Source organism: Streptomyces sp. NPDC050161 (genome assembly GCF_044460025.1).
Taxonomy (GTDB): Bacteria; Actinomycetota; Actinomycetes; order Streptomycetales; family Streptomycetaceae; genus Streptomyces.
This window is the reverse complement of sequence record NZ_JBITJM010000043.1, coordinates 1-20271: the sequence shown is the minus strand read 5'-3', so window position 1 is coordinate 20271 and position 20271 is coordinate 1. Positions and strand designations below refer to the sequence as shown.

The window sequence follows — 20271 nt, the reverse complement described above, 5'->3', positions numbered from 1 at the left end:
GCAACATCGGGTTTGGCCCGGGGCGCGTCCCCTCCCGCCACACCCACGCGCACCCCCCAGTGTGGTGGGGCGGGTTGCCGGTTCCCCCCCCCCGCCCCCCCCACCACATGAGACCTGTCCGCAGTTGTCCTCAGACCTGATCCGCCGGACAGGTCCCAGCGGCCAAGGCTGGGAGAAGCCTCTCAGTCGCCGGTCCCTACGGCCGGGTCGTGCTGTTCGTCGAACACCGGGGTCCACGTCGTGCCGGATCCGGAGTGCTCCACGCGTCCGAAGACGTGGTCGGTGAAATGGCCTGCGGCAATGACGGTGCCGGGGGCCGTGAGGACCTCCTTGCGAACGGCGAGGGCTTGCTGCGGGTCCGCGTCGGCGAAGAACGACCACTCGGCCTCGGCCACCTGCACCACGGAGTGCAGGATGTCCCCCACGATCAGAACCCGCTCGGAACCGGAGCCGTCCGGGTCGGTGACAGCAACCACCAAGTTCCCGGGGGTGTGGCCCGGGGTGATGTGCACCGTGATTCCCGGGGCGATGGTCTCTCCGTCGTCGAGGAACTCGATGGCGTCGGACAGCGGAGCCAGGACGACATGCGGGTCGGGCGCACCCGGGCCGCCGCCGGTCTGCGTCCAGTGCGTCCATTCGGCTTCGGACACGCAGTACCTGGCGTTGGGGAAGGTCAGTCCGGACGGAGTGCGCTCGGCGGGTTCCAGCGGGTTCATGGGGACGTCGGTGGTCCATCCCACGTGGTCGATGTGCAGATGGGTGTAGACGACGGTGTCGATGTCCTCGGCGGACAGCCCCTCGTCGGCCAGGCTCGCCAGCAGCGAGCCACCCGTCATGCGCCCCACACCGGGGAGCTGAACGTCGACGGCGCCCATCCCGAGGTCCACGAGGATTCTGCGCTCCCCGGACTGCAGCAGGAAGGCCCCGAACGACAGGGTGATCTGCCCGCTGTCGTCGAGCTGGCCCCGGTGTGCGGACCAGTCCGATTCCGGGAATGCCACGGCGGCGGACATGACGCTGTGGCCGTCCGGCAGATACGTGATGGACGTCGTGCCGACGCGGAGTTGCGCTCGCTGCGCGGGAAGAGTCATGCCTGCTGCCGATCCTCGGGAGAGACTTTCCTCGACTCTAGGCACGGCGCCGGGCGGTTGGGCAGTACGCACTTGCAAGTGCGGACGCTTGTACCCTCGAAGCGTGGACGACGCGCGCATTCGGCCGCGCCCCGGATCGCCGGGGGCGGGGCCGTCCACGAAGCGGGGCGCACACGCCGACCGCGACAACCGCATGGGCATGGACCGGATCGCCGACCAGTGGAGCGGAATGGTGATCATGGTCCTGGCCGACGGAACCAAGCGCTATGCCGAACTCAGGGCCGCGCTCACCGGAGTCAGCGAGAACTGCCCCTATGACGGGGGTATGACGGTGTGGGCCTGACGAGGTGGAACACCTCGCGGGCGGCGTAGCGTTTGAGGCATCGGCCGATCTCGCGTCGGGTTTTGCCCTCCTTGGTGCGGCGTTCGTAGTAGTCCTGAGTGCGTGGGTCGAAGCGCAGGCGGGTCTGCACGATCCGGTGGAGGGCGGCGTTGGCCTGCCGGTCGCCGCCGCGGTTGAGGCGACGGTACTGCCGAGTACCCGAAGAGCGTTCTACGGGGCTGACCCCGCACAACGCGGCGAAGGACGCCTCACTACGCAGACGTTCCGGGTTGTCCCCCATCGTGATCAGCAAAGTGACGGCCGTGTCCGGGCCGATGCCCACCACAGTGAGCAGCTGCGGGGCGTGGCGTTCCGCGAGCAGGGCCAGGCGGCGTTCCAGTTCCTGGATCTGGTCGGTGAGCTGCTGGATGCGATGAGCCAGCAGGCACAGGGTAATGCGGGTGGCCTGCAGCACCTCCTCTCCATCGCCCTCGTCGTTCTTGCTGTCGTCGGCGAGCCGTGCGCAGGTACGGAAGAGTTGCGCGTTGTTCAGCCGGGCCAGTTCTTCCCGCAGGTCCGGATCGGCGGCGACGAGGGCGGCCTTGAGCTGGTTGATCGCCTGGGTGCGCGCCTTGACCGCCGACCCTTTGGTGAGCTTGTACATCCGGGCGATCTGCACTGGTCCGTCGCCGGACTTGGCCCGGGCCCGTGCCCGCCCGCTCAGCACCGCCCGGGCTGCGTTCTGGGCATCGAGCGGGTCCGATTTGCCGCGCTGACGGCGGTCGGTCCGGTCCGGCCGGTTTACGTCGAGCACTTCGACGGCCTGGGTCAGCAGGTAGCGGGAGAGAGCCGCTCCGAAGGAGCCGGTGCCCTCCACCCCGGCCCGCCCTACCGTGCCCAAGCCGCCGGCCCACTGCAGCAGTTCGCGGTATCCGGCCGCGGTGGCCGGGAACTCTTCGGTACCCATCACCGCCCCCACCGGGGAGAGCACGGCAGCCACATGAGCGTCCCGGTGCGTGTCCACTCCGAGGACCACCTCCCCCTTGGGCCGGCGTCGGCGAGCACGCGGTGTTAAGGACGTATCGGTCATGTTCGTTCACCTTCCGGCACGATGGAACATCGCGTGGCCGGCACCGGACCGCGCGGGCGGTCAGAACCGTGAATAAGCCTGATTGGTCGGCAGGCCCCTATCGGGACACACCCGGCCAGCCCGGTGCCGGCAACGCACCATCCCCGGTCAGCGGTCGACACAGCGTGAGGAAGACACCGCGGTCAGGCTTCTCATGAGTCAGACCCCGGCCCGGGACAGCACCCACCCATGCTCCCAGCACAGCAGCCACAGCGCGGGGGCGCACAGAAGCGAAAAGGGAACTCGCAGCGCTGGAGCCGCCTTTGTGCGCGGGACGGGTACACCCGCGCTCACACACGGGACACAGCCTCAGCCAGAACACGGGGACTTGGCGCCATAACCGGCACCCGCCCCGTCGGTTGAAGTGCGCTCCGGTCAGCACCTCCCGCCCGTTCCCCCCTCCAGCGTTTCCGTCTGTCAATGGCGCCAGCTCGGTCGGCGCTTGCAGGCGTTCGTCCAGAGCGAGACGGAACTCGGCGAGGAAGGACAGGTCGGGGCGCAGCCCTGTGAGCGCGATGACCTCGTCCAGCGCGTCCAGGCGGCGGCCGTCCTCGGCGAGAGCACCACCCGGCCGTCATCGTCGCGTTCCAGGGTGGTGATGCGGAATCCGGTGACCGCGTCCGCGTGCCCGTCGTCGACCGCCGCCTTGGCGGCCAGTCCCACCCGAGGTCGGTTTGCCGAAGCCCATGCCGAGCGCAAGGCCGCCCAGGGCCGGCTGCGCCCGAGCGATCGACAGCACCTCGGCCATGAGCGTAGTTCGACGAAGTGCCATGCGCAGGGGACGTCCGTGGCGTTTGCGGTGCGGGACGACGAAGCCGGTATTGCGGTCATGCCCGGGCCAGTGCGGAGGTTTGAGCTGCAGGTCGAGTTCTGGCTGCTACGGCCGTGGCCTTCACCCGTTTGCGTTGCTCCACTCGCGGAGCGTTGCGCTGACGTTCCACCATGAAAATCTCGCAACGGACGTCTCTGTTGTCACCTGGTGCATCTCCTGTCCCCGGACGGGCGGACCAGGAGATGCCCGTACCCCTTTGCTGCCCTTTCTGTCACTGCTGGCCCCACAAAGCTCGGGGCGTCGGCGGCACTGCTTGGGCGCCACATCGTTTCTTTCGCGTTGCCCTTGTCCTGTTGGAGGGAGCGTCATGGCACATCCCGCAGCCTTGGGGCTGGTTGGCCTGAGCACGCTGGCGTTGGCCCTGCCAGCGCCGCCGTACAGGGCCGCGGCCGGGCTCCCATCGGTGGTCACAGCTCCGCTGCCCTCCAAACAGGAGATCCTACAGCAGCTGAACTCTTTGACCGTGCGCCCTCCCGGTAACCCACCACAGGTCTACGACCGGAAGAGGTTCGGCGGCTGGATCAAGGACCCCAAAACTCAATGCAACATTCCGGTTGTCCTGCTGGCGCGTGACAAATTCTCCGGAAAGTTCCTGCAGAATGAGTGCAAGATCGAAAACGGAGTGTGGCTGGACCGGTATGCGGGAATGGTCTTGAACTACCAGGGCAAGAAGATACCTCCCATGAATTGGGTAATATCCAAAACGAAGAAGGTGAGACTTGATATCGATCACGTCGTGCCATTGAAGGATGCATGGGCGTCCGGTGCCTGGCAGTGGGATGACGCGAGACGTGAAAAATTTGCGAATGACTTGGTTCGTCCGCAACTACTGGCCGTGGCCTCCTATCCGAACCAGTCGAAGGGCCAACGGTACCCGGGCCCAGGGAAGGGCGCTGGGCAACCAGACACCTGGTGGCCCACGGCTAAGTACTACCGTTGCCCCTATCTGAAACAGTGGGTCGTAGTTAAGGCCCACTACAAGCTTTCCGTGCTCCAGGCCGAAAAGGACAACATCATCGAAGGGCTGAAGAAATGCACATAGGTGACGGCTTGTCGGCCGTATATCTTTGCCTTCGGTGTGCGCACTGAGCGGCACCCGCCGCGCCTCAGAAGAAGGGCTGCACGTTGCCGAAACCAGCGTCGTACGGGTCGATCACTATCGGTGAAACGACCATCGGACCGCAGGAGCAAGACGATTCCCCCGACTGCCGGGTGGAGTTGTATGAAATGGGCGGCGCCACCTTCGCCGCGCTGAGGACATGGGTGGGACAGGCGTTGGGCAGCGCATGGGTGCTTCCAGATTTTCTTGATGGAGGGTTCGACGAATTCTCCTTGACCGTGACCAGTGTGTTCGAGGCACAGGCGACGGTACGGGGTTTCGAAGCCGTAGTTGCCTTTAAAAAACCCATCCCGCAGACCCCTTTCACGTTGCAGGAGCTGCTCATCAACCGGGAGACCGACGGGAGCGGGTCCTTCTCGGTTGCCGCCTTGCTCGCGGCCTCGCCGGAGCACGACATGACATTCCGCGGGGAACTGGCTAAGGCCCCGGGCGGGTGGTCGCTGAGCGCTGAGGCATTGGCACCGGAAGGCATCCCGTTCACAGAGCTGGCCAAAACCTTCACTGCGGACTGACCTTCCAGTCTCGCGCTTGGGCCACTGGCGCGTCGCCGGCATATCCAGCCGCCGAAGGCCATGCGAAAAGCCGACAGTGCCTGGCAGCTTTGCCTGCCGGGCTCAGCGTTACTGAGTGGGGGTGGGACGTAGGGGGCCGATACCGAAGGGCTGCCAGTTGAGGGCTAGCAGGTACTTGCCGGCGCATTCGGCTTGGATGCGGACGGAGTAGTTGTGGGGGATGGGGAGCAGGCTGTTGCGTTCGGTGCGGCTGAGCAGTTTCAGGATGTGAATGGTGCTGCTGTTTTGAATGAGGTCGACAGTGAGGGAAACGTTCGCGGTATTTCCTTGGCTGGTGATGTAGAGCAGGCCGTCGGTTTCTGTGTGGAACGTCTGGTTGATGGGGGCCGTACGCCAGAGGAAGGGGTAGGCGGCGAGGCGGCCACCGCCGTTGAAGGGCTGCAGGAGCAGGGGGGCGCGGTCGGCGGTGATGAGAGTGGCTGCGAGGTCGGGGCGGATGACGGTGACGAAGGTGTTCAGCGGGATGGTGAAGGGGCTGCCGTGGCCTGGAGGTGGTGTGACGGTGGTGTCGAGGCGGAAGTTGGTGGACTGCGTGAGGACAATCGGCTTGCTGGTGTAGGTGCCTTGGCCGATGGCTTGTTGATGCTCGCCGTCGTTGGGAGTGCTGTAATATAGGACGCTTTTGAGGCCGTAGCCGGCCGGGGTGGCTGTCCAGGAAAGTGTGGTGGACTCGCCGGCGGGCACCGCGAAGCGTTGGGGTTCCAACTCGCCGAAGAAGAAGCCGGCTTTCGCCTTCGGCAGGCTCAGTGCCTTTTCGTCGGTGTTGTTTTCGCGCACGGTCAGTTGTGCGGTGCCTTCGGTGGCGCTGACCGGGACGCTCAGGTACCACTCCAGCGCAGCGCCTGGGGTGAGGAGGTAGCCGTCGCCGGTGTGCTGGATGCCTGCTTCGAGGGTGTTGTTGTCGCTGAGTGGGGTGGTGGTGGCCCAGTCCAGGGTGTCGGGCAGGGTGAGGGTCAGGGCGTCGGTGTCAGTGGCTGTGGTGAGGTCGCCTGCGCCGGTGCCGCAGGTCATCTTCACCGTGACGGTGTTGACCGTGAACGCTTGCCCGTTGGGTGGGTTGGTGCACAGGATCCGGATCGGTTGGGTCTTTCCGGCGGTGACGTAGCTGGGCAGGTCGTAGGTCAGGTGGGGTGCGCTCATTTCTGGCCCGTGGTGAGAGACAGGGTGTTCTTGGTATCCAGGCCGAAGGGCACCCAGAACATCTGGAGGATGGCTTTGGCGGTGATGTCGTGAACCCGCAGAGTGGAGCCGGCCGGGACGGGGATCTGGGTCTGGGCTTCGGTGGTGGTCGATGATGCGGTCACTGCGGCGGTGATGGCCTGGCCTGTGGGGGGCTGGACCTGGATCTTCGCCACCGCGGTGCCGGTGGCGCTGCCGAAGCGAAGGGCGGCGAGCACGATGCCGTCGGTGGGGGCCGGCGTGTAGGCGAAGGGGGCCTTGCTGGCGAGCTTGAGGGTTTGGGGGGTGCCGAAGATGGTGACGGTGCCGTCGGCGGTGAGCGTGCCGGCTTTGATGTCGCCTTTGGCGACCATGACCAGGGTGAGGGCGAGTGCGGTGCGGTGCTCGGTCTCGTTGGTCTTGCCTTCCCAACGCAGCCCGAATGCCGTGTCCTGGGTGAGCGGGCCGGTGTCCCACGTGTAGAGGTCGTTGGTGCGTTTGGGTGTGATCTTCTGTTCGTGGGCGGTGCCCTTGCTGTCAGGGTCGGGGGCCTGGACGAGGTAGAAGGCGCCGTCGGTGCGGGGGAAGGTCCAGGACAGAGTAGTAGTGCCACCGTGCGTTACCTGCACGTCTTTTGCCTGGTAGTTGGTGATCTGGGGCTTGGTGTTCTGGTCGTCCAGGTAGATGAGGTGCTCGGTCGCGGTGGACTCGAGGCTGTCGTCCGGCCCGGTCTCAACGGTGACGGTCAGGGGCAGGGGCCCGGGGACAGAGCCGACTTGAATCCCGGTGAGCTGCAGATGCAACAAGTACTTGTCGGCGGGCGTGTCGGGGGCTTGGGTGGTGCGGCGGGCGGTGAGGTTGCCGGGGCCGTCGGGTTCCACGCACCAGCCGACCGATGGGGTTGGCTGGGGTGTGGGGGCGAGGTGGGGGCTGGTGGGGTCGGTGGGCCAGGCCAGGCGCACGGTGTGGCAGTCGGGGGCCTGGTGGATGCGCACGTGGAGGGTCTGGTCGTCGGTGCCGGGCAGTGGCCAGATGCCTGGGCTCACGGTGATGCGGGGCTCGGCCGCCGCGCCGTCGCCGGCCGTGGTCGTGCTGGTGGGGGTTTGGGGTGTGGTGCTCATGAGGCGTTGGGGTCCTGGGGAATGTAGGTGAGGTGGCCGGTGCGGGCGTCGGGGGCGGTGTTCTGCAAGGTGGGCGGGATTCCACCGGGGGTGAAGGCGGTGTGCTGCCAGTGCTGCCCGTCGAAGGTGGCCAGGTCCCAGGTGCCGGCCGGGCTGGGTGCGGGCAGTGTCAGGCGGCTGCTGCCTTCGGTGGGGGTGGTGGTGTGCGCGAGGGCGGGGCCGAAGGGCACGGCCAGCGGCAGTTGGTCGATGACGGCGTCGACTTGGGCGCGCGGGATGCCGAAGGTGGTGGTCGGCAGGATGTCGGTGTGGGCGTGAACCGTCTGGAAGGGGTCGATGAGGGCCAGGGCGTGGCCCGCGCCGTCGGGAGCCTGGTCGCGTTTGGTGGGGCGGGGGTGGGCGGCGGCGGTGACGGTGACGCCGTTGCCGATGGGCTTGATGTAGTCGGTGCGCGGCCAGGGGTGGCTGGTGGTGCCGGGTAGGCGGTGGTCGGTGTGGAAGGTGGTGCAGGCTGCATCCGCGTAGTAGCCGACCAGGCCGCAGCGCAGGTCGCCGGGGGTTCCCAGACGCACCGGCCAGCGGCGGTCGGCGTGCGGGTCTTGGGCTTCTTTGAGGATGCTGTCCCAGTTGGTGGGGTCGGCGCCGGGTGGGCCGTCGAGTTCGATGTGCGCGCGCAGGTGGACCAGGGCCAGCAGCCGTCCTGCGGCCAGTGCCGTACCCAGGGTGCGGGGCGGCGCGGGGTGGGTGGCGGACAGCGAGAGGTCGAGGACGTCAGCGAGATCGGCCAGACGCTGAGCGCACTGCGTGCCGGCGCCGGACGTCACCGTGGTGTCGGCGGCTGTTTCGTCGGGGTGGACGTCGACCAGGGACCGCACGAACGCCGCCAGCAGGGGCCCGTTCGCCTCGAAGCCAGCGCCGTGGACAAGGGCGGGTGTGAGGTAGGGGGAGCCGGGCAGGGGGCGCCAGCTACCGGCGTGCCGGCCGGGGGTGGCATCGGGGCCGATGCGGCGCACGGTGCCCACGCCTCGGCCCTGATGGTCGTAGACGTCCAAGGTCAGGCGCGAGGCGTCGCCGGTGCCGCGCACGACGACCCATGACACGACAGGCAGGGGCTCAGGCGTGCGTTCGTCGTCGTACTCACGGTCGGCTGTGCCGTCCATCTGAGCGGCGGCTGGGCGGGCGGTGATCCGCAGGCGCGCCGGGCGGGCCAGGCGGGGCGGCAGTTGCATGAACCGGTCGGAGTTCTTGTCATCGACCGTGGTCGGCGGCGTCGGCAGCACGCTGCGCGCCCGGTACACGTGGTAGGTGTCGGCTTCCTTGGTGGGGTCGAACAAGCTGGTGGAGCGGCCGAAGGTGTCGACCAGGACGGCCTGGGCGAAGCTGAACTGAACGGCCTCAACGAACTGGTTGACCTTCCGGGCCGGGTCGGCCCAGTCCACCGGCGGATCGATGTACCCGCCCGGCGGCTTGGCCGGCGGTGTGGTGCGAAGACTCGCGTTGGTGCGGTGCGCCAGGGCCGCCCGTAGGCCATCGAGGGTCAGGGAGTTCAGGTCCCACTCGGGGACCGCGCGCCTGAACCGCTGGAGCATCGTGAGCAGTTCGCCCCCGGAGAAGGTGTCCAGGTAGGCGTCGACGCGCCCTTGCAGGCTGAATCGCGGCACAGGCGCGACCAGGGAACGCCCCAGCAGCGCGTACGGGCGTGGTGCTTTGCCGGCTTCTTGCACGGCCTCAGTGGCAGCCTTGTCGCCGGCCACCGTGCGGCGGCTACCGTCGAAGTCCCAATACGCCCCCGGGCCCTGTCGGTCGTAGGGTAGCGGGTAGTACGACAGTTTCCATTCCAGGAACAGGGGATGCCAGGGCTGTTCCCAGGTGGTGGTGAACTCCGGGATCGCACCGTCCTTCGGGACCGGGGTCAGCAGGAGAGTGTCCTCGCCGGGGACGTGCAGGTCCTTCCACTGGGCGCCGGGGGCCGGTTTGACCTGCTGCGCGGTGTGGTGCAGGACGAACAGCTCACCCAGCAGGCGACGGACGGCGTCGTCGAGGGCTTTCTGACCGCTGGTGACCTTCGCCAGGCCCGGCGGCTGGGGCAGCGCGTTGCCGGTGGGGGCGGTGACGGTGGTTTTGCCGCCGGCCTTGTCGTGGATGTCGATGCCGGTCAGGACTTTGCCCGGGGTGCGGGTGGGCAGGGGCTCGTCGCGGCGTAGGGGCCGGTCGGTGGGGTAGCCGGTCCCGCACAGCACCGCGGCCGGATCGGTGGCGGCAAGGTACGGAGCCAGCGGCACGGCGGCCAGGGGGGCCTCTTCGAGCGGGACGTCGGGGGCCAGATCCTTGGCCAGCGCCTTGCGTGCCTTATCGCGGGCACTCACAGCCGCGGTGACCTCGGTGAGTGTGGTCGCGAGGCTGTGGGCCAGGCCGTGGCCGGTGGGGGCGAGTTCCTCGGCAAAGCCCTCGCGGGAGGTGTTGTTGTGGGTGGTCTTCCAGCGTTCGTTGAGCCACCACACATCCCACAGGCGCCTACGCAACGCAGCCGCCTGGTAGAGGGCGTCATCGAGCGTCTGCTGCGCGTGATTGAGCTCCGCCAGCTTGGCGTCGCGGGTGGGGTTGGGGCCCGCGTCGGTGGTGGTCATCTTCCAGTGGTGCCCTGCGGGGGTGGAGCGGAACCCGTCACGGTGGTGGGCGTCGTCGAGCAGCAGGTGGGCATCGGCGGGCTGAGCGGCGTGATCGGCCAGATCCAGGCGGGCGGTGTGGAAGGCCCGCAGCAGCGCCGCCCGTTCGGTGGCAGTGCCCTTGAAGGTCTTCTTCGTCATCGTCAGGCTCTGCTCGATCAGGGCGTCCAGGGCGTCGGCCACGTCGTGGCCGACCGAGAGCCGGACGTCCTGCTTGACGTGGACCGGGCGGTTGCCGTTGGCCAGGTCCGCATTGTCCGCGTTGTCCCAGGGCAAGGTCAGTACGCTCGCGTGGTAGACGGTGCGGGCGGTGTCGGCCAGATCCTTGGCCTGGGGGTTCTTGTCGTCCAAGTGCCAGTCGCTCAGGTGCAGGGCCTCGGCGATGGCGGCGGCGGTGGCCGGCTTCTGTGGTGCGCTGTGGTCGTGAAAGCGCAGCAGATCGGTGATCTCTTCGGGGGCGGTGATGTCCTGGGTGGAGTCGGCATGCCATCCGGCGACCAGGTAGCTGAGCGCGCCCGAGGCGAGGCTGCCCGCCTTCGTCGAGCCGGGCTCGCTGAGGGGGTCTCGGAAGGAGAAGACATCCTGGCAGTAGGGCTGGAACGCGGCGAAGGCGGCCACGTTCGGGCCCAGCACCGTCAGCCGCGGCAGGTGTGTGCCGGACGGTTCCTTCCAGTCGGTGATGGACAACTCCACACGCCGCCCCATCCACAGCCCGTCGCCGATCGGGCTTGCCGCACCGCCTGCGGGGTCGGTGCGGATGTTGTGTGGGCTGGTGTAGTCGCTGTGCAGGAGCCAGCCGGCGGCCGTGATCTTGCTGCCGGTGTCGTGGTAGCGGATGATCAGCCAGCGGTTGGGCGCCGCGGGGAAGGTAATCGAGCCGCCCTGCGTGGTCGTGGCGTCGGGGGCCGCGTCGGTGGCCACCCGGCCGCGTCCGAGGGCCTCGGGAATGTGCCAGTGCAGGTAGATGCCAGTGTCGGTTTCGGGTTTCACCATGGTCTTGCTCAGCGGTCGTTGCTCGGGCCCGCTGTAGGGGTCCTTGAACACCAGCGGCGCGCGATAGAAATCCTGGCCGCGCAGCAGGTTGGGGTTGGCCAGCAGGGCGTCCATGCGCATCGGCACGATCACGATGGCGGGCTCTTGGCTCACCGACGCATCTCCTTGAAAACGAGGCGGGCTGGTGCGGGTGAAGCTCGGGGCAGCTGTCAGTGGTGGTGGGGGCCGAAGTCCACGTAGCGGGCGCCGTTGATCAGCTGCAGTGCGGCCGACGCCGGCCCTAGGACGTGCCCGGCCGGAACGCCCGCCTTCTTGTAGGCATCTTGAAGGCGCTGGCGCAGGCAGCCCTTGTCGTCGTCGGCGATGCGCAGCACATCCGGCTCGCTGCCGCCGGCCGCCGGGCGTGTGGCAATCGGCTCGGTCCAGATCCCCAGTGAGGTGCCCGGCTGCTTCTTCGTCCCATCGACGGTCATCTCCTGCGGGGCATGCAGGATGAGCCGGTGATCTTTGTCGTCCATGCCCATGCTCAGGCCGTGGAACGGCTCCCGCAGGCGCAAGACGGTGGGCCAGGCGTCGGGGAAGAGCAGCATCAGCACGTCCGGCAGCGGACTCGCGGCGGTGATGCGTACCTGGTTGGCCGGCTCCGGCGTGCTGCTGGTGAACGCCTCGACGATCAGGTCCGGCCACTGGGAGATCAAGGGGGAACGGATCAAGGCCCCCGTGCGCGGCGGTGCCCCAGGGCCGGTGGTGAGCTCGTCGCCTCTGATCAGGTCGTGGAGCAGCGTGGTCACATGGTGGTCGAGCGCGGTTACCGCCTGGGCCCGCAGTGCGCCGGCGACCATCGCGTCCAGCCACAGCGGGTCGAGGTGGAAGAAGCGGATGCTGTGCTCGGGGAGCATGCCCGCGTGCGGCACCAGGTGCTGGAAGGGAATCTGCGCGATGAACTCCGGCCAACTGGGCAGCGCCTGGGCGACCTTCTCCCCGTGGAAGTGAGCGCTGGCCTCGACCGCCCGTCCCGCTGCCCTGACCACCTTGGCGAACCCTGCGGAAGGCGCCTTCGGTCCCGCCTGCGCCGCCGCGACGCCATCCGCAGTGCCGGGCGTCGCGGTCAGGGCGGCAATGACCTCTCCAGAAGTGACCCGCTCGCCCGCCGGGCGGGGCGTAGCACCAACCTTGGGTGTGGGGACCTGTTTGTGTTTGGTGCCGCCGTCGCTCAGGGCTTTGACGCCGCTGGTGAGGACGGTGGCCATGTCGTCGGCCAGGGCGTCTTGGAGATGGCCTGGCATCGTCGGCTCGACGTGCTGGCCGTGCTTGTCATCGCGCGTGATCTCGATGCGCGCGCCGAGGCTGGCACGCACGGCGTGATACGCGGCCTTGCGCGCCTTGTACACGCTCCAGGCCAGCTCCGGGTGGGACAGAGCCGCGAGCTGGCCCAAGGTGAACGCCGCCGCGTAGCCGACGTCGATGAGGCCCTGTTTGTGCCACAGCACCAGTGCGGCGTCCGCGCTGGTGAACGCGGGCTTGCCCGCTGGCAGGACATCGTTGAGCTCGGGGGCGGGTCGTGCGGTGAACGGCCCCCGGTACCAGGCAGCCGTGCGTTCTCCGGTGGGTAGTTGCCAGGCCACCGGGACCGCGCCGTCGGTCAGGCGGGCGGTGACATGCTCTTCCACGTCCTTCGGAAGCTTCTGTTCGTCGGTGGTGAGGGGTGTGCGCGGCAGGCGCAGCAGGGCCTCGTCACGACCGCTGTCGGCCACCAGGCGGTCGGCCAGGGCGTGGAAGCTTGCCTTGTCGCTGCTGGTGGCGGTGAACGTCCAGGACCACAGGGCAATCATCCGCACCGTCTTGGCCGCCGCCCACTGCTTGCTACCCGGCTTGAGAACGTCGTCGGCGAAGCCTTCCAACGACACCAGGACCGCGGTGTACAGGCCGGCGGTCCGTGGGAGACGGTTGGTGGTGACGATACCGAAGTCTCCGGCCTGCCAGCCCGGCGGCGGCTCGTGTTCTTCGCCGCTCTTGCCGGACGTGCCGAGGGTGATGGTGCGCACGTGTGCCAGCCAGGGCAGCTCGGCGGCCGTGGGCAACAGGCCGGTGCCGGCGGAAGGGCCGACGAGGCGCTGGGCGTCGAGGTCGACGGTCAGGCACATCTGCTCGCCCTCGTCGTCGGTCACGGTGAGCTTGGGGGCCAACACCTCGCCGCTGTGTGGGTCGAGGTCTTTCACGCGGCGGGAGGTGAGCAGGCCCGTGCCGTCGGCGGCGCCCAGGGCGTCGCCGTCGCGCAGCACGAGCAACGCGAGCCACGGCACGTCGGGCTTGTCTTTCTGCGATCTGGCCCACGGCAGGGCGGATTCCCTCAGCGCGATGTGCGGCAGGACCCGGCTCAGGTCACCGACATCGCCCGGCATGGGGTGGACAGCCACCACATCGGCGGCATCGAGCGCGAACCGCGGGGCCCGCACATCGATCGTGCGGCTCGTCGACAGCGACGCCCCCGGCGTCTGCTGGTCTGCGGTGACGGTATATGTGCCGGGGGGCAGGGCCGGCTTGTGCCGGCCGGCCATGGTGACCTGCAGCGTAGGGCTGGTCATCGGTGCGCTTCGCCTTTCACGGTCACGAGGAGATCATCAACGGGTCGGCACCGGTCATCGACCACAGGCGCCTGCGGAATTCGGCCGGCTCGACGACGGTGCCTTGCGGGGCCAGCCCGTAGCGGACCCACGCGTGCACCACGTCGTTGCGTGTGGGGGCGCTTGCCGGGGCGAGGGCCTGGTAGACGCTGTCGCGCGAGCCGGACTTCGCCGCCGGGATCAGCGTCTGCTTCGGCGGGGGCATCGTGCCCTCGCCGGCTTTCTCGTTGTCCAGGTTCTTCTCGTCGAACGACGGCAAGGCTCCTTCCGCCTCGGTGATGAAGGGCATCGTCAGGCCCGTCACCGCGGCAGGTACCAGTTCCTCGCCGCCCTTGGCTGCCGGATTCGTGTCGTGGTCCAACGGCGTGCCGAACGCGCTGGACGGCACGGCGGAGTTCACCGCGGCAGGCGTCATGCGCGGCACGTCCACCTTCTTGCCGCCCTGCTCGATTTTCACCGTGCACGTGCTGGTCACGCTCTTGCCCGACGACTTCCCCATGGGGCGGATATTCACTGTCGCGCCGCTGGTCACGACCCGGCTGCTGGTCGTGGTGGCCAGTTCCAGACGGGCACAGGGCAGCGGGGTGGACAAGACGAGCGTGAAGCCGTTCGCGGACACCCACAGCTCGTCCTTGTCCGCGCCCGAGCCTTTGGTGGTGGACTGGGATCGGGGCAGCAGGCCGGAGGTGACCTGCACCTGCAGCGGCCGCTTGTCCAAGATCCGCTCGTAGAACTGATCCCAGGTCAGCACCGCCTCGCGATCCGGCCGGCCAGGGCCGAAGCGGACGGTGATGTCGGGGACGATCGGCAGCGACACCGTCGCCTTCCCGCCCATCGGCGGCCCCCACAACGTCAACGTCAACCCCGGATGCAGGTTCAAGCCCAGGCTGGGCACCGAGACCCGCGCGGTGAGCCCCAGATCGATCAGGTAGGAAAACGGCTCCCAGGTGACCACCACATTCAGGTGCGCCTCCAGCTCCGCGCTGGCCCATGACGTCGAGCACGACGCCACCAGCCGCCCGCCCAGCGTCACCATCGACGGAGTCACCGCCGCATAGCACTCCCCGGTGATCTGGACCGGGTCGGCCGACCACTGCAGCCCCAGCCGCTCCACCTCCGGGTAGTGCGAAGGGCGCCGGTAGTCGGGGTGGTAGCCGCCCAGGGTCACCACGAAGTCCCCACAGTGCGACGACGGCGGAACCCACGTACACAGCGCGAAGCCGCCTTGGAGATGGCAGCTGGGATGCACCAGATAGCAGCGATCCGGATCCAACGACCCCAGCACCGCGATGGCCCCCGTCGAGGACCGGTAGGAGGCCATCACATCCAGCACCAACTGCGCGTACGCGGTGCCCTGTTGCGGGAACCGCACCGACGCCTCGGCCAGCAACACGACCGTCACGTCGCCCGGCTCCACCTGCAACGCCAACACCGCGGTCACATCGACGAGCTTGAACAGCTCGAAGGTCGCCCCCGCCGCCGCCCACACCGCGCCCTCGTGGGGCCGCACGTGCTTACCCAGGAAGGTCAGCGCCTGCAGCGGGTCCTTCCCCGTCGGCAGATCCGCAGAAAGCAGCGGATGGCCGGCCACTTCCCGGGGCGAAGACGGCAACACCAACTCGGAGTTGTAACCGAACCCCCCGGTCAGCCCCGTCAGCACCGCAGGGCCCAGGGGCACCTCAAGGCCCGATACCCGGCCGATCACAAACGCCGACGTTCCCCCGGCAATCAACTCCGCGTACATGCCGACCGCGGTGAAGTTCACCGCCGGCGTGGTGACCTTCACCGCCCCCGCCACCATCAGCCGTGTCCCATCTGGGGGCTTCGGGGCCCGCGCGAACGCCGCGGACGCCTGAACGGGACCTGCTGTGTACGCGAAACCCAGCCCGTCCAACGTCCCCGCGACGGTGAAGTCCCCCGCCGCCTTCCACGACAACACCAGCCCCAGCCCGGTCGTGTCGAACTCCACCGGCCCCGCCTGGAACGACGCATCCGCCAGCAGCCCCATCGCCGTCTGCACCCCGGTGCTCACGACCACACCCACCCGGTGCACCCGCAACGGCCCCAACGCCTTGCCCACCTGCACCCACAGAGCCGCCCCCGGCGCACCCCCGTCGAAATACACCAGCTCCGCCGGCACCACCACCGGCGTCGACGCACCGATGTGTGTGGAGTGCTTCTTCGAGTTCTTCACCAGCGACACCCACACCTGCACCGGGCCGCCACTGCCGCCCAGCCCCACCGCAACCCCCAGCGCCGCAGACGCCTCCTGCACCACCTTCTGCGACGGCGTCAGCACCAAACCGTCACCGGCCTCAGCCGTCAGGCGCTGCAACTCCGCCCAGTTCGTGGCCACTTCCTGTGCCGTCGCCTTGCTACGCGCCATCAGCGCAAGCCCCGACAGCTCCCCCACGTTCGCCGGAATGCGGCTGCCCACCAACGGCAGGTCCTTAAGCCCGACCCCCGGCAGTACCGCCGCCGTCACCAACGTCACCCGCTTGCCCGTGCCCGCCCCCTGCGCAGCCGCTGATGCCACCCCCACCGACCACTTCCGACCGGCGGCGCTGCCCTCCAGGCCCATCCCCAACCCCACGCCCTGGCCCGAGCCCGGCACTTCCAGCCGTAACTGCGCGCCCGTCAACCACGGCACCACGTCAGAGGCACCTGTGCCGTCCAAAAGCACCACCGGCCACTGCCACGCCCCGGGCACCTCCGCCAGGCTGTCCGCGTCCGCCCGCTCCGCGTCACCCACAGCCAGCCGCCCTTCCTACCTCCGGCTCCGGACCGGACGTACCCGTCCCCGCCCTACCTGCGACGGTCACGATGTCTTCCCGGCCAGCTTGGCCTCCAGCGTCGGCAAGAACGCCCCCGCGCTCTTCTGCGGAAAGAACGTCACCGGGCCCACATCCTGCGTGGAATCCGTCGGCGTCACCGTGAACGCCTGCTCCACCCCACCCTGATAGAGCCGCATCACCCGAGACGTCTTGTCCAGTGCATTAGCATCCGGCTTCGTGTCGTAGCCGAGGAAAGCCGCCTCCACCGGAGCGGTGAAGCCCTTCGGCATCGCAAAAGGTTCCGACACCACCTGCGCTCTGGTATTCCACATCCAGTACGCGCTGGCCTTGCCCGCAGCGTGACCGAACAGCAGGATCCGGTCGGGATCGTCCATCTCGCACGCCCCACTCAGCGCCCCTGAATCCAGCTTCTTCTGCAGTTCCCCGGGCGTAACCGGGCCGAGGATCTTGCCGGCCGCCTCGGGGTCGAACGACCGCAACACAGGCGTCGAACCCTCCCCCGGCACAACCGCGCACAACAGCGGATGAGGCTCTTTCTGCGGCTGCCACACGAACACATCAATCGGCCCGTTAACACCCAGTTTCCCTTTCGTCTTCGAGAAGGCATCACCGTATGACTGTGCCTTCCGGTCCAACGGCCAGGAGACGCCATGATGATCCTCGTTGTCCTCCCAACGATCTGTTGGTAACCCACTCTTCTCGTCCTGCAGGAAACTGCGCACCATCGCGCCTTGAAACCAGTACACCAGTGGAAAACCCTCATTCTTCTGCCGCGCCGGCAATGCCGCGCATGCGGTGGGCGCGTTGCCACTCACGGCGTCCACCCAGGCAGAAAATACTCACCGGACTCGGTATTCTCCGATTTTTCCGGCACCGGGAGTTCCATATGATGCAACACTTTTCTTGCCTTGAGGTCCACATCGCGAATATAGACCCCTTCGAGATACGGATACCAAGTGATCAACGCCCGGCCATCGGATTCCCTGATAGCCACTCCCCCGAACCCCAGAGGACGGCGCTTCGGCAGCGGCTCACCTTTGATGACCGGGTGCTGAGCATTTACCGAACCATGCACAGGAAGAAGCGGAATATTTCCTGAGGTGCACGCGACGACGACCCACGCATGATCCTTGTCCTCGATCCAGAAATTGATTCCGCCCGGCGCACTATCGACAGAAAATGACTCGACGGCGTCACCACTCTTGAGATGAAGGCGATAGATAGCCTGCCCCCATCCTGTCATCCACACGTACGCAGCATCGGGGTCTACCGCAACATGCTGGACGTCGTCCGGCACTGAGAGAAAAGGCGGGAGCCCGGGAACAGAAGGGAGCACGCCGGGCACAAGAGAGTCCAGCGGCACACTCAGCAGCCTCCTCTTTTCACCCGGATCATTGTCCGAATTTCCACAGAGGACACACACCCAAATCACGGCCTTCCCCTGGTTCGACGCCCAGAAGAAATCCGTATCGAGGACCTTCATGCCTTTCGGAAGGAAACTCACGAGGGGGTACCAGGTATTCTTGGCACTTGATCGACCGACACCAAAGTGAGACTTTACCGGCTCGCCATACACCTTGATCCCATCATTATAGAACCCGATGAGGTCGGCTCCAGTTCCGCCAGCTCCCGAAAGAAGGCACGCCGGCACCCAAAGATTCAACTGCTCCATCGGCCAATCATTCTTCCCCCCCCACACTTCCTCTTTTTTCTTCGAAAGGTGACATTCGAAGGTTTTCCTGCCATCAGATTCATAGAGGAGCCCGTTGCGCTGGTCATACTTCACAGTAGGCACATCACGAATCTTGGGAGCGTAGAATTCGTCCCCCGACTCGGAGAGGTACACCGGATAGCCCGAATCACCTTTCGCAGTCAACTTCACCCGCCTGAAATACTGCAACCAGTCAGGCTTATGCCGTTCCGACCTTTCCTGCCACATGTAGATTTCAATTCCAGACATCACTCATCCTTTCCTCAGCAGAACAGCAGCGAAATTCCGCACAAAATTCTAGCGCCGGTCGGCACCCAGCTTCATCTTCACCTCCGAAAAGGCGTCCCCATATGGCTGCGCATTCCGGCCCAGCGGCCAGGAGCTGCCGTGACGATCCCCCGCGTCCTGCTGGAAACTGCGCACCGAAGCGCCCTCAAGCCAGTACACCAGCGGCAAACCCTCATCCTTCTGCTGCGTCGGCAATGCCGCGCATGCGGTGGGCGCGTTGCCACTCACGGCGTCCACCCAGGCAAAAAATACTCACTGGAATCGGTATTGTTCAATTTGTCCCGCTCTGGGAGTTGCATATGATGCAACACTTTTCTTGCCTTGAGGTCCACATCGCGAATGTAGACCCTTTCGAGATACGGATACCAAGTGATCAACGCCCGGCCATCGGATTCCCTGATAGCTACTCCCGAGAACCCCACAAGAGGGCTCTTCGGCAGCGGCTCACCCTTGATGATCGGATGTTGAGCATTTACCGAACCATGCACAGGAAGAAGCGGAATATTTCCCGAGGCGCACGCCACGACGACCCACGCGTGATCCTTGTCCTCGATCCAGAAATCGATTCCATCCGGCGCGCCATCGACAGCAAATGACTCGACGGCGTCACCACTCTTGAGATGAAGGCGATAGACAGCCTCATTCCCCAGCATCCATACGTACGCAGCATCGGGATCTACCGCGACATTCCTGACGTCGCCCGGCACCGAGAGCACGGGCGGGAGCCCGGGGACAGAAGGGGACACGCCGGGCACGAGAGAGTCCAGCGACGTAATCAGGAGTCCCTTCTTTCCACTCGAACCACTGGTCGAACTTCCACAGAGGGCGCACACCCAAACGGCGGCCTTACCCTGATCCGACGCCCAGAAGAAAGTCGTGTCGTAAACCTTCATCCCTTTCGGCACGAAATTCCCGAGGGGGTACCAGGTACTCTTGGCGCCCGACCGGCCAAGACCAAAGCGGGACTTTACCGGCTCGCCATACACCTTAATCCCGCCATCAAGAACACCAAAAAGCTCAGCTCCGGCGCCACCAGCTCCCGAAAGAAGACACAACGTCTGCGAAAGGTCCATCTGCTCCACCGGCAAAGCGTCCCTCTCTCCACACACTTCCTCTTTTTTCTTCGAGAGGTGACACTCATAGATAGCGAAGTGAGCATCTTCATAAAAGAGCCCACTACGCTGGTCGTATAGCCATCCATCTACATCACCCACATCGGGGGCATAAAACTCGACCCCCGCCTCGGAGAGCGGCACCACATAGCCCGAAGGGTCAGCAGTCAACTTCACCCGCCTGAAATAGGTTTGCGATTTTTGTGGCTTAGGACGCCGTTCCAACCTTTTCTGCCACACGTAGATTTCAATTCCAGACATCGCTCACCCTTTCCCCAACAGAGCAGTGGCGTGAGGCCATTGAGTCTCGCAGTCCAGGCAACAGCAGGGGGCGAGCACTTACCTCATTTCCCCAGTGGATGTCTTCGATAGGTCAACGGCAAGCCCATCCCACTAGAAATACCCGAGCAGACCAAGAAGCTATAGGCCGCGAGAGTGATCATTGTTATCCATACGCCCAGATCGGCAAGTGTCTATAGGCAGCGAAGCAGAGAAACAAACCGGACGGTCGTGACAAAATTAGTGCACTAGCGTATTCGGCAACCGGAAATCGCATGCCACCAGATATGTCCGGTGAAGAAGTGGGGTAGCGCTTACGCGGCCAGACCAGGTACAGCCCTCCGCGTGTAGTCAGGGCGCATGGCCCTAGGCACTGTTTCTCGGATCATGTGCGGAGCCAGATCATGAGTGCTGCGAGGGTTAGAGTGCCGAGGTAGATGTAGGCGCGTTTCTCGTAG

14 protein-coding genes and 1 pseudogene are annotated in these 20271 nt (G+C 66.4%); 3 read left to right on the top strand and 12 right to left on the bottom strand.

Translation table 11 applies throughout. From position 1 onward, the window contains the following. Window positions 1-182 precede the first annotated feature (182 nt). Window positions 183-1091: an MBL fold metallo-hydrolase gene (locus ACIBK8_RS35165; RefSeq protein ID WP_399046695.1), complete on the bottom strand. Its 909-nt coding sequence runs from the start codon at window positions 1089-1091 to the stop codon at window positions 183-185. A 103-nt stretch (window positions 1092-1194) separates the two neighbouring features. Here ACIBK8_RS35165 and ACIBK8_RS35160 point away from each other — a divergent pair, with 103 nt between their 5' ends. Beyond that, window positions 1195-1434, top strand: coding sequence for a winged helix-turn-helix transcriptional regulator (locus ACIBK8_RS35160; RefSeq protein ID WP_399046694.1), 240 nt, complete (start codon window positions 1195-1197; stop codon window positions 1432-1434). Here the strand turns inward: ACIBK8_RS35160 and ACIBK8_RS35155 are convergent. Together ACIBK8_RS35155 and ACIBK8_RS35150 are read right to left on the bottom strand one after the other, a co-directional pair. Next, a complete protein-coding gene (locus tag ACIBK8_RS35155) occupies window positions 1388-2503 on the bottom strand; it encodes an IS110 family transposase (protein WP_399046693.1) in 1116 nt (371 codons plus the stop codon). The two genes, ACIBK8_RS35160 and ACIBK8_RS35155, sit on opposite strands and share 47 nt — an antisense overlap. Before the next feature lie 445 nt (window positions 2504-2948). After that, window positions 2949-3214 (bottom strand): annotated as a pseudogene (locus ACIBK8_RS35150) (flavoprotein); the annotation flags it as partial. Between the two features lie 467 nt (window positions 3215-3681). On the opposite strand from ACIBK8_RS35150, the gene ACIBK8_RS35145 reads away from it, so the two are divergent. Continuing rightward, window positions 3682-4416 carry an HNH endonuclease family protein gene (locus ACIBK8_RS35145; protein ID WP_399046692.1) on the top strand — a complete coding sequence of 245 codons (735 nt, stop codon included), beginning with the start codon at window positions 3682-3684 and terminating at the stop codon, window positions 4414-4416. 83 nt (window positions 4417-4499) lie between these two features. Then, window positions 4500-5006: a hypothetical protein gene (locus tag ACIBK8_RS35140; RefSeq protein WP_399046690.1), complete on the top strand. Its 507-nt coding sequence runs from the start codon at window positions 4500-4502 to the stop codon at window positions 5004-5006. 108 nt (window positions 5007-5114) lie between these two features. Here ACIBK8_RS35140 and ACIBK8_RS35135 read toward each other — a convergent pair whose 3' ends face one another. The 9 genes from ACIBK8_RS35135 to ACIBK8_RS35095 all read right to left on the bottom strand — a co-directional run bounded on the left by ACIBK8_RS35135 (window position 5115) and on the right by ACIBK8_RS35095 (window position 19795). Continuing rightward, a complete protein-coding gene (locus ACIBK8_RS35135; RefSeq protein ID WP_399046688.1) occupies window positions 5115-6206 on the bottom strand; it encodes a hypothetical protein in 1092 nt (363 codons plus the stop codon). Then, a complete protein-coding gene (locus ACIBK8_RS35130) occupies window positions 6203-7345 on the bottom strand; it encodes a hypothetical protein (RefSeq protein ID WP_399046687.1) in 1143 nt (380 codons plus the stop codon). Before ACIBK8_RS35130 ends, ACIBK8_RS35135 begins: the two co-directional genes overlap by 4 nt. Continuing rightward, window positions 7342-11157 (bottom strand): hypothetical protein, encoded by a 3816-nt coding sequence (locus tag ACIBK8_RS35125; protein WP_399046685.1) that lies wholly within the window; start codon window positions 11155-11157, stop codon window positions 7342-7344. Before ACIBK8_RS35125 ends, ACIBK8_RS35130 begins: the two co-directional genes overlap by 4 nt. A gap of 56 nt (window positions 11158-11213) precedes the next feature. Further along, window positions 11214-13589 (bottom strand): hypothetical protein, encoded by a 2376-nt coding sequence (locus tag ACIBK8_RS35120; RefSeq protein ID WP_399046684.1) that lies wholly within the window; start codon window positions 13587-13589, stop codon window positions 11214-11216. Window positions 13590-13611: 22 nt separating this feature from the next. Continuing rightward, window positions 13612-16380 (bottom strand): DUF6603 domain-containing protein, encoded by a 2769-nt coding sequence (locus tag ACIBK8_RS35115; protein ID WP_399046683.1) that lies wholly within the window; start codon window positions 16378-16380, stop codon window positions 13612-13614. Window positions 16381-16446: 66 nt separating this feature from the next. Next, entirely contained in the window at window positions 16447-17238 is a 792-nt protein-coding gene (locus tag ACIBK8_RS35110; RefSeq protein ID WP_399046682.1) for a hypothetical protein, read from the bottom strand. Then, on the bottom strand, window positions 17235-18383 hold the full coding sequence (locus ACIBK8_RS35105; protein ID WP_399046680.1) for a YncE family protein: 1149 nt from the start codon (window positions 18381-18383) through the stop codon (window positions 17235-17237). The genes ACIBK8_RS35110 and ACIBK8_RS35105 overlap by 4 nt, the downstream gene beginning before the upstream one ends. Window positions 18384-18431: 48 nt before the next feature. Beyond that, window positions 18432-18650 carry a hypothetical protein gene (locus ACIBK8_RS35100; RefSeq protein WP_399046678.1) on the bottom strand — a complete coding sequence of 73 codons (219 nt, stop codon included), beginning with the start codon at window positions 18648-18650 and terminating at the stop codon, window positions 18432-18434. Then, window positions 18647-19795 carry a YncE family protein gene (locus ACIBK8_RS35095; protein WP_399046677.1) on the bottom strand — a complete coding sequence of 383 codons (1149 nt, stop codon included), beginning with the start codon at window positions 19793-19795 and terminating at the stop codon, window positions 18647-18649. Before ACIBK8_RS35095 ends, ACIBK8_RS35100 begins: the two co-directional genes overlap by 4 nt. Window positions 19796-20271: the final 476 nt, after the last annotated feature.